Annotated in this window: 11 protein-coding genes; 5 read left to right on the forward strand and 6 right to left on the reverse strand. The window is 65.3% G+C overall.

Annotated elements, in window-relative coordinates; genetic code table 11:
* Positions 1-88: 88 nt before the first annotated feature.
* Both ACO2Q5_RS01070 and ACO2Q5_RS01075 read left to right on the forward strand, forming a co-directional pair.
* Positions 89-676, forward strand: a complete 588-nt coding sequence (locus ACO2Q5_RS01070; RefSeq protein WP_423287574.1) for a TRAP transporter small permease subunit — start codon at positions 89-91, stop codon at positions 674-676.
* Positions 673-2,487 carry a TRAP transporter large permease gene (locus tag ACO2Q5_RS01075; protein ID WP_423287576.1) on the forward strand — a complete coding sequence of 605 codons (1,815 nt, stop codon included), beginning with the start codon at positions 673-675 and terminating at the stop codon, positions 2,485-2,487. The genes ACO2Q5_RS01070 and ACO2Q5_RS01075 overlap by 4 nt, the downstream gene beginning before the upstream one ends.
* A 66-nt stretch (positions 2,488-2,553) precedes the next feature.
* Here the strand turns inward: ACO2Q5_RS01075 and ACO2Q5_RS01080 are convergent, their stop codons facing one another.
* Positions 2,554-3,420 carry a hypothetical protein gene (locus ACO2Q5_RS01080; protein WP_423287578.1) on the reverse strand — a complete coding sequence of 289 codons (867 nt, stop codon included), beginning with the start codon at positions 3,418-3,420 and terminating at the stop codon, positions 2,554-2,556.
* A gap of 134 nt (positions 3,421-3,554) precedes the next feature.
* Entirely contained in the window at positions 3,555-4,661 is a 1,107-nt protein-coding gene (locus tag ACO2Q5_RS01085) for a TRAP transporter substrate-binding protein (protein WP_423287580.1), read from the reverse strand.
* A 661-nt stretch (positions 4,662-5,322) separates the two neighbouring features.
* Here ACO2Q5_RS01085 and ACO2Q5_RS01090 point away from each other — a divergent pair.
* A complete protein-coding gene (locus ACO2Q5_RS01090) occupies positions 5,323-7,071 on the forward strand; it encodes an acetolactate synthase 3 large subunit (protein WP_423287582.1) in 1,749 nt (582 codons plus the stop codon).
* A 71-nt stretch (positions 7,072-7,142) separates the two neighbouring features.
* A complete protein-coding gene (gene ilvN, locus ACO2Q5_RS01095) occupies positions 7,143-7,706 on the forward strand; it encodes an acetolactate synthase small subunit (RefSeq protein ID WP_423287584.1) in 564 nt (187 codons plus the stop codon).
* On the opposite strand, the gene ACO2Q5_RS01100 is transcribed toward ilvN, so the two are convergent.
* The 4 genes from ACO2Q5_RS01100 to ACO2Q5_RS01115 all read right to left on the reverse strand — a co-directional run bounded on the left by ACO2Q5_RS01100 (position 7,707) and on the right by ACO2Q5_RS01115 (position 11,815).
* Positions 7,707-8,393, reverse strand: coding sequence for a hypothetical protein (locus ACO2Q5_RS01100; RefSeq protein ID WP_423287586.1), 687 nt, complete (start codon positions 8,391-8,393; stop codon positions 7,707-7,709).
* A gap of 177 nt (positions 8,394-8,570) precedes the next feature.
* Positions 8,571-9,344: an enoyl-CoA hydratase-related protein gene (locus ACO2Q5_RS01105; protein ID WP_423287588.1), complete on the reverse strand. Its 774-nt coding sequence runs from the start codon at positions 9,342-9,344 to the stop codon at positions 8,571-8,573.
* Positions 9,345-9,407: 63 nt separating this feature from the next.
* The gene (locus ACO2Q5_RS01110) at positions 9,408-9,851 is read right to left on the reverse strand and encodes a cytochrome c-type biogenesis protein (protein WP_423287590.1); all 444 of its coding nucleotides are present in this window, start codon (positions 9,849-9,851) and stop codon (positions 9,408-9,410) included.
* The gene (locus ACO2Q5_RS01115; RefSeq protein ID WP_423287592.1) at positions 9,848-11,815 is read right to left on the reverse strand and encodes a heme lyase CcmF/NrfE family subunit; all 1,968 of its coding nucleotides are present in this window, start codon (positions 11,813-11,815) and stop codon (positions 9,848-9,850) included. The genes ACO2Q5_RS01110 and ACO2Q5_RS01115 overlap by 4 nt, the downstream gene beginning before the upstream one ends.
* A 243-nt stretch (positions 11,816-12,058) precedes the next feature.
* On the opposite strand from ACO2Q5_RS01115, the gene rocF reads away from it, so the two are divergent.
* Positions 12,059-12,982, forward strand: a complete 924-nt coding sequence (rocF, locus tag ACO2Q5_RS01120; RefSeq protein WP_423287594.1) for an arginase — start codon at positions 12,059-12,061, stop codon at positions 12,980-12,982.
* Positions 12,983-13,087 lie beyond the last annotated feature (105 nt).

Genomic DNA, 13,087 nt, shown 5'->3' on the forward strand with positions numbered 1-13,087 from the left:
AACTCTGCCGCGGCAGAGCAGGCTGTATATGCTCTCGGACGGAAAACGGCCATCAGAGTCGTTTGCAACTGTATAAAGGGGAGGCTCAATGACAGCTTTACTGGCATTGTCCCGGCTGATCGACCGGGTCAATGAAATCATCGGCAGGGTCGCAGGCTATGCAATCCTGCTGGCCGTCCTGATCAGCGCGGGCAATGCGGTGATCCGCAAGGTGGCACCGCAATATTCATCGAACGCCTGGCTTGAGGCGCAATGGTATCTGTTCGGCGCGGCCTTCCTTCTGGCCGCCGCGCTGACGCTAAAGCAGAACGAACACATCCGGATCGACATCGTCTATGGCCTCTGGCGGCGCCGGTCGCAGCACTGGATCGACCTCTTCGGCCATGTGCTTTTCCTGCTGCCGTTCTGCATCGTTATGCTGATCTACCTGTTCCCCTATGTCTCGCGCTCGTTCAACTCGGGCGAGGTGTCCACCAATGCGGGCGGGCTGATCATCTGGCCGGCCAAGGGCCTTTTGCTGGTGGGCTTCATCATGCTGACCGCGCAGGCCATTTCGGAAATCATCAAAAAGATCGCCGTCATGTCCGGCGTGATCGAAGACCCCACGCCTTTCGTCTCCTCGCATGATGCCGCCACGGCCGAGGCCGAGGCCCTGATCGAGGAGATCAAGAAATGATGGAGCTTATCGCGCAGAACATGGCGCCGATCATGTTCCTGTCGCTGATCGTGTTTCTGCTGCTGGGCTATCCGGTGGCGTTCTCGCTGGCGGCACATGGCCTGTTCTTCTTCGTCATCGGCGTCGAACTGGCACCCCTGTCCGAGGGCACGATCAACCTTTCATGGCCGCTGTTGCGGACCTTGCCCGACAGGTTCTGGGGGATTCTGTCAAACGAGACCTTGCTGGCCATCCCCTTCTTCACCTTCATGGGGGTGATCCTTGAACGCAGCGGCATGGCCGAGGATCTGCTGGACACCATCGGCCAGCTGTTCGGCCCGGTGCGCGGCGGTCTGGCCTATGCCGTGGTTCTGGTGGGCGCGCTTCTGGCCGCAACCACCGGCGTCGTCGCGGCCTCGGTCATCGCCATGGGCCTGATCTCGCTGCCGATCATGCTGCGCTACGGCTATGACAGGTCCACCGCTGCGGGGGTGATTGCCGCGTCAGGGACATTGGCGCAGATCGTTCCGCCCAGCCTCGTGCTGATCGTCCTGGCCGACCAGCTGGGCCGTTCGGTGGGCGATATGTACACCGGCGCGCTGATCCCGGGTCTGGTGCTGACCGGGCTTTACATCGTCTATATCTTCGTCATGTCGATCCTGCGGCCGAACAGCCTTCCGGCCCTGCCGATTGAAGCGCGGACGCTCGGCTCGGGCGTCACCTCGCTCTTTGTGGCACTGGCCGTGGGCGCGGGCATCACCTATGCCGCCTATAAGTGGATGGCCGCCACCTATGGCGATGCCAATGCCGAAATGGCGGGCTTTTCCATCGCGGTTCTGGCGGTCTATGCCTATGCGCTGATCGACAAGGGCCTGAAGATCAACCTGATGAGCCGTCTGGCCCAGCAGGTCATCATCGTGCTGATCCCGCCGCTGGCGTTGGTATTCCTTGTCCTTGGCACCATCTTCCTTGGCATCGCGACCCCGACCGAAGGCGGCGCCATGGGTGCCACCGGCGCGCTGATCCTGGCTGCGGCCAAGGGCCGGCTGAACTGGGGCGTTATCAGCCATGCCGTCGCCTCGACCACGCGGCTGTCGGCCTTCGTGCTGTTCATCCTAATCGGCGCGCGGGTGTTCTCGCTGACCTTCTACGGCGTGAACGGCCATCTCTGGGTCGAACATCTGCTGGTCTCGCTGCCGGGCGGAGAACTGGGCTTCCTGATCGTCGTCTCGGTTCTGGTGTTCTTCCTGGCGTTCTTTCTGGATTACTTCGAACTGGCCTTCATCATCGTGCCGCTGCTCGTCGCACCTGCGAATGCGCTTGGCATCGACCTGATCTGGTTCGGTGTGATCCTGGCCGTGAACATGCAGACCTCGTTCATGCACCCGCCCTTCGGCTTTGCGCTGCACTTCCTGCGCTCGGTCGCGCCGCGGGTGCCCTATCTGGACAAGGTGACGGGCAAGACCATGGCCCCGGTCTCGACCATGCAGATCTACAAGGGCGCAATCCCGTTCCTGTTCATCCAGCTGTTCATGATCGGCGTGGTGATCGCCTTCCCGCAGATGGTGATGCACTACAAGGGCCCGGTCGTGGACATGACCAATGTTGAAGTGGTCATCCCGCAGGGCGGCTTCGGTGAAGGTCTGGGCGGTGGATTGGGCGGCTTGGGCGGTGGTCTGGGTGGCGGCCTCGGCGGCGGTCTGGGCGGCGCCCCGGCTCCCGAAGGCGGCGCTGCGCCCGCCCCGGCTCCGGCCGATGGTGGTCTCGGCGGTGGCTTGGGCGGTGGCGCGGTTCCGCCGGGCCTTGCCCCCGCTCCGGCTCCGGCCCCCTGACAGGATATGAAAACGGAAAACGGGCGGCGCGATGGCGCCGCCCGTTTGCATTCGGACCGCCCGGTCTCAGCCGCCGAACAGTGCCCGCAGCCAGCCGCCCGGCCCCGGAGGGGCGACAGCCGAGCTGCGGTCCGCCGTGAAATCGACCGGCACAGTGACGGTCCCGCGATAGCCCGTGGCCGGATCGCCCGTCATGGCCAGCATCTGCTGCGCCAGCGCCGCAGGGGGATTGTCGCCAAAGACATTGTCCCCGGCCAGCGTGATCCGGCCCAGATTGCGGGTGCCGTTGGAATAGCGCGGATCGGCCGCATAGACCGCCGCACAATCCGCCTCGGGCAAAGCGATCTGCGCGGTCAGTACCGAGGCCTCACCGGAGACCGCCGCCTCGGCCGAACGGAACACCTCGAAATGGATATGCGGCCAGCGCCCGTCATAGCAGCCCGGGAAAATGGTCGTGAACCGCACCTGCCCCGCCGCATCGGCAATGCCCACGCCGCGCAGCCAGTTTGCGTCGGTCACGTCGTAAAGCGAATATTTCCCGGTCGTATCGCAATGCCAGACATAGATCGCATGACCCGCGAGCGGCGTGCAGCCCGCGGCATCCTGCAAGGTGATCTCCAGCTCCAGCGTCACGCCTTCGGCGGCCGCGCTCATCCCCGCGAAGGAGCCGCGGATGTCCTGCCGGACCACCCCGCTTTGCGTCAGCGCGTTGACCGTCTGCCCTGCCTTGGCATTGCTGCCATCCGCCGGATAAGGCCCCGCGGTTTCCCACGGCAGGGCCACACATTCGGCTGCCATCCCCCGCCCCGCCGAGACGGCCAGCGCCAGCCCGGCCGCCAGCGACAGGACGTCGCGCCGCCCGATCATGCGCGGCAGGTCATGGGCAAAGCCCAGATCGTGGTCATCGGTGTGAGAGAGGTGATCTTCGGTCATTATGCGGTCCTTGCCGTATCTTCGGCGGGGTGGCGTTCCGGGAATGATACGCCTGCCCTGCCCTGTTCCGTCGCGCAAAGAAAAACCCCGGCACCTTGCGGCACCGGGGCAAATCCGATCAGACGGGGCAGGCCTTACAGCTTGCCGGCGTTCTGCTGGATCATCATGAAGGTGTCGTAGTTGTATTCCGCAACCTGCGACCAGGTGTAGTATTCCGAGCGGAAGGCCTTGATGGAGTCCCAGATCTTCTTGAACGGAGCGTTGGTGGCTTCCATCTCGGCATAGGTGGCGTTGGCCGCCTCGAAGCAGGCTTCCAGAACCTCTTTGGTATAGGGCCGCAGCTGCGTGCCCTGCGCCACCAGCGATTTGATCGCCGTCGGGTTCTTGTAGTCATACTTCTGCAGCATGTCGGCATCTGCCGCCTGTGCGGCGGTGCGCAGCAGCGACTGATAGGCCGGGGTCAGGCCTTCATAGGCGGCCTTGTTGAAGTAGAAGTGGACCGTCGGGCCACCTTCCCACCAGCCGGGGTAGTAGTAGTAGGGCGCGACCTTGAAGAAGCCGAGCTTTTCATCGTCATAGGGGCCGACCCATTCGGCGCCGTCGATGGTGCCCTTTTCCAGCGCCGGATAGATGTCGCCGCCCGCGATCTGCTGCGGCACGACGCCCAGACGTTCCAGCACCTTGCCGGCAAAGCCGCCGACGCGGAATTTCAGGCCCTTCAGGTCTTCGACGGTGTTGATTTCCTTACGGAACCAGCCGCCCATCTGCACGCCGGTGTTGCCGCCGGGCAGCGCATAGATGTTATGGGTGGCCATGAACTCGTTATAAAGATCGATGCCGCCGCCATGATAGTGCCAGGCGTTGATGCCGCGCGCCGAGAGCGAGAACGGTACCGCCGCGGCCAGGGCGAAGGTCGGATCCTTGCCGAAATAGTAGTAACCCACCGTGTGGCAGGCTTCGACCGCGCCATCGGTCACGGCATCGGCGGCCTGCAGACCGGGGACGATTTCGCCCGCGGCAAAGACCTGGATCTGGAAATTGCCGTCCGTGGCTTCCGACAGGTATTTCGACAGGACTTCCGCACCGCCATAGATCGTATCCAGCGATTTCGGGAAGGACGAGGTCAGACGCCAGGTGACCTTGGGGCTGCCCTGCGCGATGGCCGGGGCCGCCAGCGCGGCCGCACCGGCCGCCGCCGTGCCACCGATCGCGGCCTTGGTCAGGAATGAACGACGATCCATATGCTCCTCCGGGTTGGGGGACCCGCTCTCCCGGCGGGTCTTCATGGAAAAGCACCGTAACGGTCTGGAACGCTTATGCAATCCGCTTTTGGCAGGATCGGCGAAAAGGCCGTGATTTTCGCCCTCATCCCGGTTGCGGGGCAAGTCCGGCCCGCTGCCGCACCCGGCAGAGCTGCGGTTTTCGGCGCCGATTGCTGCCTTGTTCAGCAGCTTTCCGCCTCCCTGCCCGCAGCAGGGCAAAGGGCACCCCAGTTGACGCAGCGTCACCTTTCATGGTGCCGCGGAACGGGCAATTGCATCCCGGGCGCTGATTCTGGCCACCCAGACATCCGACTGTATCTTTGCGGAAATTGCGGAGAAATCCGGCGTATAGAAAGAAAATTCCAAAATTCTGCCATCGGGCGACACTTTTCGTGCCGATTTGCCATTGACGGTGCCTGCGGCGCGTCCTAGTTTCCGCCGCGGGCCCGGTGGAACCTTTCCCCGGGCAAGGAGCGACGATGCAAGCCCTTCTTCTGGTAGTCATTGAGGTTTGGCGCATGGGCCGGTGACGGTTGACCATAATGGTTCCCATGCGCCCCCGGAATGAACCCCGGGGGCTTTTTGTTGCGCGGATCGGGCGCAGAGATTTCGGGGCCGCAGGGGCGGCAAGAGGTGTGGAATGAGCGACAAGGTGATGACCGGCGCAAGGATGGTGGTGCAGGCCCTGAAGGATCAGGGTGTCGAGGTGGTCTTCGGCTACCCCGGCGGCGCCGTCCTGCCGATCTATGACGAGATCTTCCAGCAGAACGACATCCGCCACATCCTTGTCCGCCATGAACAGGGCGCGGTGCACATGGCCGAAGGCTATGCCCGTTCGACCGGCAAGGTGGGCGTGGCGCTGGTGACCAGCGGCCCCGGCGCAACCAATGCGGTGACCGGTCTGGTGGATGCGCTGATGGATTCGATCCCGATCCTCGTGCTCTCGGGTCAGGTGCCCACCTTCATGATCGGCACCGACGGCTTTCAGGAAGCCGATACCGTGGGCATCACCCGCCCCTGCACCAAGATGAACTGGTTGGTGAAGGACACGGAAAAGCTGTCGGAGACCATCCATCAGGCGTTCCATGTGGCCAAATCCGGCCGTCCCGGCCCGGTGCTGGTGGACATCCCCAAGGATGTGCAATTCGCAACCGGCACCTATTCCCGCCCGGAAAAGGCGAAGACCGACCATTACAAGCCGCGGGTGAAGGGCGATATCGACGCCATCACCCGGCTGGTGGAGATGATGGAAACCGCCGAACGCCCGGTGTTCTATACCGGCGGCGGCGTCATCAACTCGGGCCGCGCGGCCAGCCAGCTGCTCCGTGAATTCGTGGATGCCACGGGTTTCCCCATCACCTCGACCCTGATGGGTTTGGGCGCCTATCCGGCCAGCGGCAAGGGCTGGCTCGGCATGCTGGGGATGCACGGCCTTTATGAAGCCAACCTCGCCATGCACGGCTGCGACCTGATGATCAACGTGGGCGCCCGTTTCGACGACCGGATCACCGGCCGGGTGAAAGATTTCTCGCCCCGGTCGAAAAAGGTGCATATCGACATCGACCCGTCGTCCATCAACAAGGTGATCCGGGTGGATGTGCCGATCATCGGCGATGTGGGCCATGTGCTGGAAGACGCGCTGAAGATCTGGAAGGCCCGCGGCCGAAAGGTCAACAAGGCCGGGCTGGCCAAATGGTGGGCGCAGATCAATGAATGGAAGAAGGTCGACTGCCTGGCCTTCACCCCCTCGCAGAAGTCGATCAAGCCGCAATATGCGCTGGAACGGCTGGAGGCGCTGACCCGCGGCCGCGACCGCTATATCACCACCGAAGTGGGCCAGCACCAGATGTGGGCCGCGCAGTTCCTGCACTTTGACGAGCCGCACCGCTGGATGACCTCCGGCGGTCTCGGGACCATGGGCTACGGCATCCCCGCCTCGATCGGCGTGCAGGTCGCCCATCCGGAGGCGCTGGTGATCAACGTCGCGGGCGAGGCGTCGTGGCTGATGAACATGCAGGAGATGGGCACCGCCATGCAATTCCGTGCCCCGGTGAAGCAGTTCATCCTGAACAACGAACGGCTGGGCATGGTGCGCCAGTGGCAGGAACTGCTGCACGGTGAACGTTACTCGCATTCCTGGAGCGAAAGCCTGCCCGATTTCGTGAAGCTGGCTGAGGCCTTCGGCTGCAAGGGCATCCGCTGTTCGGACCCGAAGGATCTGGACGATGCGATCAACGAGATGCTGGCCTATGACGGCCCGGTGATCTTTGACTGCCTGGTCGAGAAGCATGAGAACTGCTTCCCCATGATCCCGAGCGGAAAGCCGCATAACGAGATGCTGCTGTCCGCCGACGCCAGCGCCTTCAAATCGGGCGCGGTTCTGGTGTGATGCGTCGCAGTGGGGGCTTTGCGCCCCCACACCCCCGCAGGATATTTTTGAACAGATGAAAAGGCAGAAGAATGTCTGCGTTGAATATCAAAAAAGGCTCCACCAGCCATTCCGCCTATGACCTGCGCGATCCGCATTTCGAGGTGGAGGCGAGCCACACCCTTGCGGTGATCGTCGAGAACGAGCCCGGCGTGCTGGCCCGCGTGATCGGCCTGTTCTCGGGCCGCGGGTACAACATCGACAGCCTGACCGTGGCGGAGGTCGATCATACCGGCCACCGGAGCCGCATCACCGTCGTGACCCGCGGCACGCCTGCGGTGATCGACCAGATCGAGGCGCAGCTGAGCCGGATGGTCCCGGTTCATGCCGTCCACGACCTGACCGCCGAAGGGCCAAGCGTGCAGCGCGAACTGGCGCTGTTCAAGGTGTCGGGCAAGGGTGATCACCGGATCGAGGCTTTGCGTCTGGCCGAGATCTTCCGGGCGAATGTGGTGGATTCCACGCTGGAAAGCTTCATCTTCGAGATGACCGGCACGCCCGAAAAGATCGACGCCTTTGCCGAGCTGATGCGCCCGCTGGGCCTGCGCGAAATCGCCCGGACCGGGGTTGCGGCGCTGGCGCGCGGCGCCGAGTGATCAGCGGGGGCGGCGGCTCCGCCGCTCCTCCACCCGGCCCTTGACCAGCCAGGCCACGGCAAAGGCCCAGATCGCGATGGCCTCGAACCACAGGACCAGAAGGCCGCCTTCGACCACGGCCTTCGGTCCCTCCGGGCCGCGAATCTTGAACCAGCTGGCCACGATCACCGCCACCGTCATCAGAACGATCAGCCAGCCACAAGCCCGGTAGATCCGGCGGCGCAGGGGCCGCGACGTGCGGGCGAATTTGCGCAGGCACATGGCCGCAAGCCCCGAGAGAAAGACGATGGCGCTCAGGTAATGGGCCGCCGCCGCCAGCTTGTAGCCCAGCATCTGCTGGGTGATGGAGCCGAGGAGATTGGCGTTGGTCCGCACCTCGTTCGGAAAATAGGCCACGCCGAAGGCGGCGATTCCGGCCACCGTGGTGATCAGATCGTCCGACACATGCTCGCCCCGGGCCGGATCATGGCCGGGATAGGCGATCAGAAAAAGGCCGATCGCTGTCAGAACCCCCACGAAGGCATCCCGCATCAGCGTGTGGTAGTAATCCGAGATCGACGGCTCCACCGCGCCCTTGGACAGCCAGCCCCCCAATATCAGGACGAAGGGCAGCGCCACGCCCAGCCAGCCCAGCATCCGCCGGATCCGGTAATAGGCGCGGACGACATCGTCGCGTTCGGGGTCCATCGGGCTCTCCTTTCCGGCCGCACCCTAACCCCGCCTGCGGCAAAGGAAAACCGCAAGCCCCTTCATCTTGGCACAAATATCCCCGGCGGAGCCCGCCTGAGCCTGCGCCGCCCTGCGGCGCGGGCGAGGCAAAAGGCTTGCGCGTCAGCGCACCTTGAGATCAGGTTGCGGCGGGGATCAGCGGCCCGAAAACAGCGGCGGGCGCTTTTGCAGGAAGGCCGTCACCCCTTCGGTGAAATCGGCCGACCGCCCGCATTCCCCCTGCAGCCGCGCCTCTTCGGTCAACGCCTGAGGCAGCGTCAGGTCGAAACTGCGGCGCAGCGCCTGTTTCAGCGCGGCATAGGCCGTGGTCGGCCCCTTCGCCAGATGCGCCGCCCGCGCGCCCACGGCGGCGTCGAATTCGGCATCAGGCACCGCCTCCCAGATCATGCCCCAATCCGCCGCCTGCCGCGCGCTGATCTTTTCGGCAAACAGCGCCGCGCCCATGGCCCGGGCCAGTCCGATCTGCCGTGGCAGCCAATGGGTCCCGCCCGCATCCGGGATCAGCCCGATCCGGGTAAAGGCCTGAATGAAACTGGCGCTTTCCGTGGCGATCACCACATCGCAGGCCAGCGCCAGATTGGCCCCTGCCCCGGCCGCCGCCCCGTTCACCGCGGCGATAACGGGCACCCGGGCCTCGGTGATCCGGGTCAGCAGCGGCCCATATTCCTCATTCAGGATGCGCTCGAAATCCACCGCGGCGATGGATTTCGCATCCTGCAGATCCTGCCCCGAACAGAAGGCGCGTCCCGTCCCGGTCAGCACGATCACCCGCGCTTCGGTGGCCGCGTCGAAGGCCGCGATCAGCTCGCGCCGCATTTGCGCCGACAGCGCATTCATCACCTCGGGCCGATGCATCGCGATTGTGGTGATGCCGCCGGTCGCGGTCACGCGGATGGTCTGATAATCCATGAAGGCCTCCCTTTGCCGGGAACCCTAGCAAGCCGGACGGCGGCGCACAGCGGAAACGCTGCGTCAGTCCTGCAGCAGGTCCTTCAGCCGCGCCTCTTCCTCGGGCGTCAGCCCGTCATCCGGTACTGGCCGGCGGCGCAGTGCCAGAACCGCGATGCCCCCCGCCACCAGCAGCATGACCGGCCCCGCCAGCCAGAGGATCAGGTTCGACCCCGTTGCCCGCGGATTGAACAGCACGAATTCGCCGTAGCGGGCGACGATGAAATCCACCACCTCCTCGTCGCTATCTCCCGCGACCAGCCGTTCGCGGATGATCAGCCGCAGGTCTCGGCTGATGGGCGCGTTGGAATCGTCGATGGTCTCGCCCTGACAGACCGGGCAGCGGATGTCGCGGCTGATCGCCCGCGCCCGCGCCTCCAGCGCGGGATCGGCCAGCATCTCGTCGGGCTGCACCGCAAGGACGGGCGTGGCCAGCAGGCAGAACAGGGCCAGCAGCAGGTGTTTCATTCCGCAGGCACCCCCTGAGCCGCCCCGCGCCGCGCACCTGCGGCCACGCGATAGCGCCGGTCCGACAGGCTCAGGAGCCCGCCAAGCGCCATCAGCCCGCATCCCGCCCAAAGCCAGTTGGCAAAGGGCTCGATATAGGCGCGGACCGCCCAACCGCCGCCGGCCTGCGGATCGCCGATCACCAGATAGATGTCGTTCAGCAGGCTGTAGCCGATGGCCGCCTCGGTCGTGGGCATGGCCTGGACCGGATAGATCCGCTTTTCCGGCTGGAGCACGAAGATCTCGTTCCCGCCGCGGAGGACGGCCATCGTGGCCATGGTAGAGGTATAATTCGGCCCCTGCACCTGATCCACCTTGTCCAGCCGCACCGAATAGCTGCCCAGCTCGAAGCTCTGGCCCTCCTGCACCACCAGAACCTTTTCGACCTTCCAGGCGTTCAGCGCGGCCACGGCAAAGATCACCATCCCCATGCCGCCATGCGCCACAGCCTTGCCCCAGTCGGCCCGCGGCAGGCGGGCCAGCCGACCCAGCCGGTCGCCGCCGCGCCCGGTGCGCGACCAGAGGTCCACCACCGCCCCGAAGACCACCCAAGCCCCCAGCAGGACGCCAATGGGGCCGAGGGCCGACCGCCCGGTCTGCATCGCAAAGGCCAGCAGCGCCAGCGCCGCCGCCGCGATCATGGCCGGCACCAGCGACCGCAGCACCCGGTTCAGATCGCCCCGCTTCCACGCCAGCATCGCGCCCGCGGGCAGGATCAGCGCCAGCAGCACGAAGAAGGGCGTGAAGGCCGCGTTGAAGAACGGCTCTCCGACGGAAACGGTGCGGCCCATGAACAGCTCGGCCAGCAAGGGCCAGATCGTGCCGATGAAGACGACGAAGGCCGCGACGGCCAGAAGGACATTATTCGCCACCAGCGCGCTTTCGCGGCTGACCAGGCCGAAGATCCCTTTCGCCTCCATAACCCCCGCGCGCCATGCATAAAGGACCAGCGCCCCCCCCGTGAAGAAGGCCAGGATCCCAAGGATGAACACCCCCCGCTCCGGATCATTGGCAAAGCTGTGCACAGAGGTGATGACGCCCGACCGCACGATGAACGTCCCGATCAGGCTGAAGCCGAAAGCAAGGATCGCCAGCAGGATCGTCCAGCTTTTCAGGCTCTCGCGCTTTTCCACCACGATGGCGCTGTGCAGCAAAGCGGCGGCCAGCAGCCACGGCATGAAGCTGGCATTCTCCACCGGGTCCCAGAACCAGAACCCGCCCCAGCCCAGTTCGTAATAGGCCCACCACGAGCCCAAGGCGATGCCGATGGTCAGGAACACCCAGGCCGCCAGCGTCCAGGGCCGCACCCACCGGGCCCAGGCCGCATCGACGCGGCCTTCGATCAGCGCGGCCACGGCAAAGGAAAACGCCATGCTCAGGCCCACATAGCCCAGATACAGGAACGGCGGATGGAAGGCCAAACCCGGGTCCTGCAGCAGCGGGTTCAGGTCCTGCCCATCCAGAGGGGGCACCTCCAGCCGCCAGAACGGGTTGGAGGTCAGGATCAGGAAGGCCAGAAACGCCACCCCGATCAGCCCCTGCACCGCGATCACCCGCGACCGCAGCCGCGCCGGCAGATTGCGCCCGAAGACCGCGGCCGAGGCGCCGAACAGCGCAAGGATCAGCACCCAGAGGAGGAGCGAGCCTTCATGGTTCCCCCAGACCCCGGTGACCTTGTAGAGCATCGGCTTCAGCGTATGGGAATTCGCCGTCACCACCGCCAGCGAGAAATCCGACACCACGAAGGCCCATGTCAGCACCCCGAAGGCCACGGCGACCAGAAGGAACTGTGCAATCGCCGCCGGCCCGGCCAGCGCCATCAGCACCGGATCGCCGCGGCTCGCCCCCCACATCGGCACCACGGCCTGCACGCAGGCCACCATCAGGGCAAGGATCAGGGCGAAATGCCCCAGCTCGACAATCATCTGGCTCTCCTCATGTCGCGGTCAGTCTAACCGGCCCGGCCCCCGCTTCCAATGCCCTGCGCCGATGCGTCGCAAAGGCGTGAGCGGCGCGGTATCGGAGCGCGGCCCCGTGGACCCTGCGCGCGCCGGGAAGACCCCACGGACGGCCGCATCTGCGGCCCTGCGCCCTTGCCCCGGCGCGACCCCTCTGGCCCCCGCGCGCGGCTGCCGCTAGGCTGCGGCCAAGCATATCCGGAGGACCCCATGGCCCGCACCATCCTGATCGGCGCCCCCATCGACAGCGGCCAGCGCCGCCCCGGCTGCCTGATGGGCCCGGCCGCCTATCGCGTGGCGGGTATCGCGCGCGAGATCGCCTCGGAACTGCATCAGGTCGAGGATTGGGGCGATCTGGCGCTGCAGGACCTGCCGCAGGTCACCTGCGCCAATCTCGCGGTGGACCAGCTGGCGGAGACGGTAGGCTGGACCCGCGTGCTGATGGGCCGGGTCGATGACGCTCTGTCCCAGGGCGGCTTTCCCATCGTGATGGGGGGCGATCATTCGCTGGCCCTCGGCTCTGCCGCCGGGGCCGCGGCCTATGCCGAACGGCAGGGGCGGCCGCTGTTCCTGTTGTGGCTGGACGCGCATTCCGATTTCCACACGCCCCTGACCACCACCAGCGGCAACCTGCACGGTACGCCCTTGGCCTATATCAACGGGCGCGACGGATTCGATGCCTTCCCGCCCTTCCCCGCCCCCGTCCCGGCCGAGCGGATCTGCATGTTCGGCATCCGCTCCGTCGATCCCGCGGAACAGGCGGCCATGCAGGAGCGCGATATCCAGATCAATGATATGCGGGTGATCGACGAACGCGGCATCGTGGCGCCCTTGCGCGAATTCCTGACCGCGGTCCGCGCGGCGGGCGGCATGCTGCATGTCTCGCTGGATGTGGATTTCCTCGACCCCTCGATCGCGCCCGCCGTGGGCACCACCGTCCCCGGCGGCACCACCTTCCGCGAGGCGCATCTGGTGATGGAGCTGCTTCACGAATCGGGCCTCGTCACCTCGCTGGATCTGGTGGAGCTGAACCCCTTCCTCGACGACCGCGGCATGACCGCCCGGCTGATGGTCGATCTGGTGGGCAGCCTGATGGGCAAGAAGGTCTTTGACCGTCCCACGCGCGCCAAGTGAACCCCGTCGCCGCGGGGGCGCTTCGCCCCCCGCACCCCCCGAGGATATTTATGAACAGATGAATGGGACAAAGGTCATTCATCTGTTCATAAATATCCCGGGGTC

Source organism: Neotabrizicola sp. VNH66 (assembly GCF_049445895.1).
Classification (GTDB): Bacteria; Pseudomonadota; Alphaproteobacteria; order Rhodobacterales; family Rhodobacteraceae; genus Pseudogemmobacter.

What these genes read in the sequence shown, in the direction of transcription:
- ACO2Q5_RS01090 (WP_423287582.1), top strand. Translation starts at nt 5,323, where the DNA reads ATGAGCGACAAGGTGATGACCGGCGCAAGGATGGTGGTGCAGGCCCTG.
- ACO2Q5_RS01100 (WP_423287586.1), bottom strand. Translation starts at nt 8,393, where the DNA reads ATGGACCCCGAACGCGACGATGTCGTCCGCGCCTATTACCGGATCCGG.
- ACO2Q5_RS01075 (WP_423287576.1), top strand. Translation starts at nt 673, where the DNA reads ATGATGGAGCTTATCGCGCAGAACATGGCGCCGATCATGTTCCTGTCG.
- ACO2Q5_RS01110 (WP_423287590.1), bottom strand. Translation starts at nt 9,851, where the DNA reads ATGAAACACCTGCTGCTGGCCCTGTTCTGCCTGCTGGCCACGCCCGTC.
- ACO2Q5_RS01070 (WP_423287574.1), top strand. Translation starts at nt 89, where the DNA reads ATGACAGCTTTACTGGCATTGTCCCGGCTGATCGACCGGGTCAATGAA.
- ACO2Q5_RS01085 (WP_423287580.1), bottom strand. Translation starts at nt 4,661, where the DNA reads ATGGATCGTCGTTCATTCCTGACCAAGGCCGCGATCGGTGGCACGGCG.
- ilvN (WP_423287584.1), top strand. Translation starts at nt 7,143, where the DNA reads ATGTCTGCGTTGAATATCAAAAAAGGCTCCACCAGCCATTCCGCCTAT.
- ACO2Q5_RS01080 (WP_423287578.1), bottom strand. Translation starts at nt 3,420, where the DNA reads ATGACCGAAGATCACCTCTCTCACACCGATGACCACGATCTGGGCTTT.
- ACO2Q5_RS01105 (WP_423287588.1), bottom strand. Translation starts at nt 9,344, where the DNA reads ATGGATTATCAGACCATCCGCGTGACCGCGACCGGCGGCATCACCACA.
- ACO2Q5_RS01115 (WP_423287592.1), bottom strand. Translation starts at nt 11,815, where the DNA reads ATGATTGTCGAGCTGGGGCATTTCGCCCTGATCCTTGCCCTGATGGTG.
- rocF (WP_423287594.1), top strand. Translation starts at nt 12,059, where the DNA reads ATGGCCCGCACCATCCTGATCGGCGCCCCCATCGACAGCGGCCAGCGC.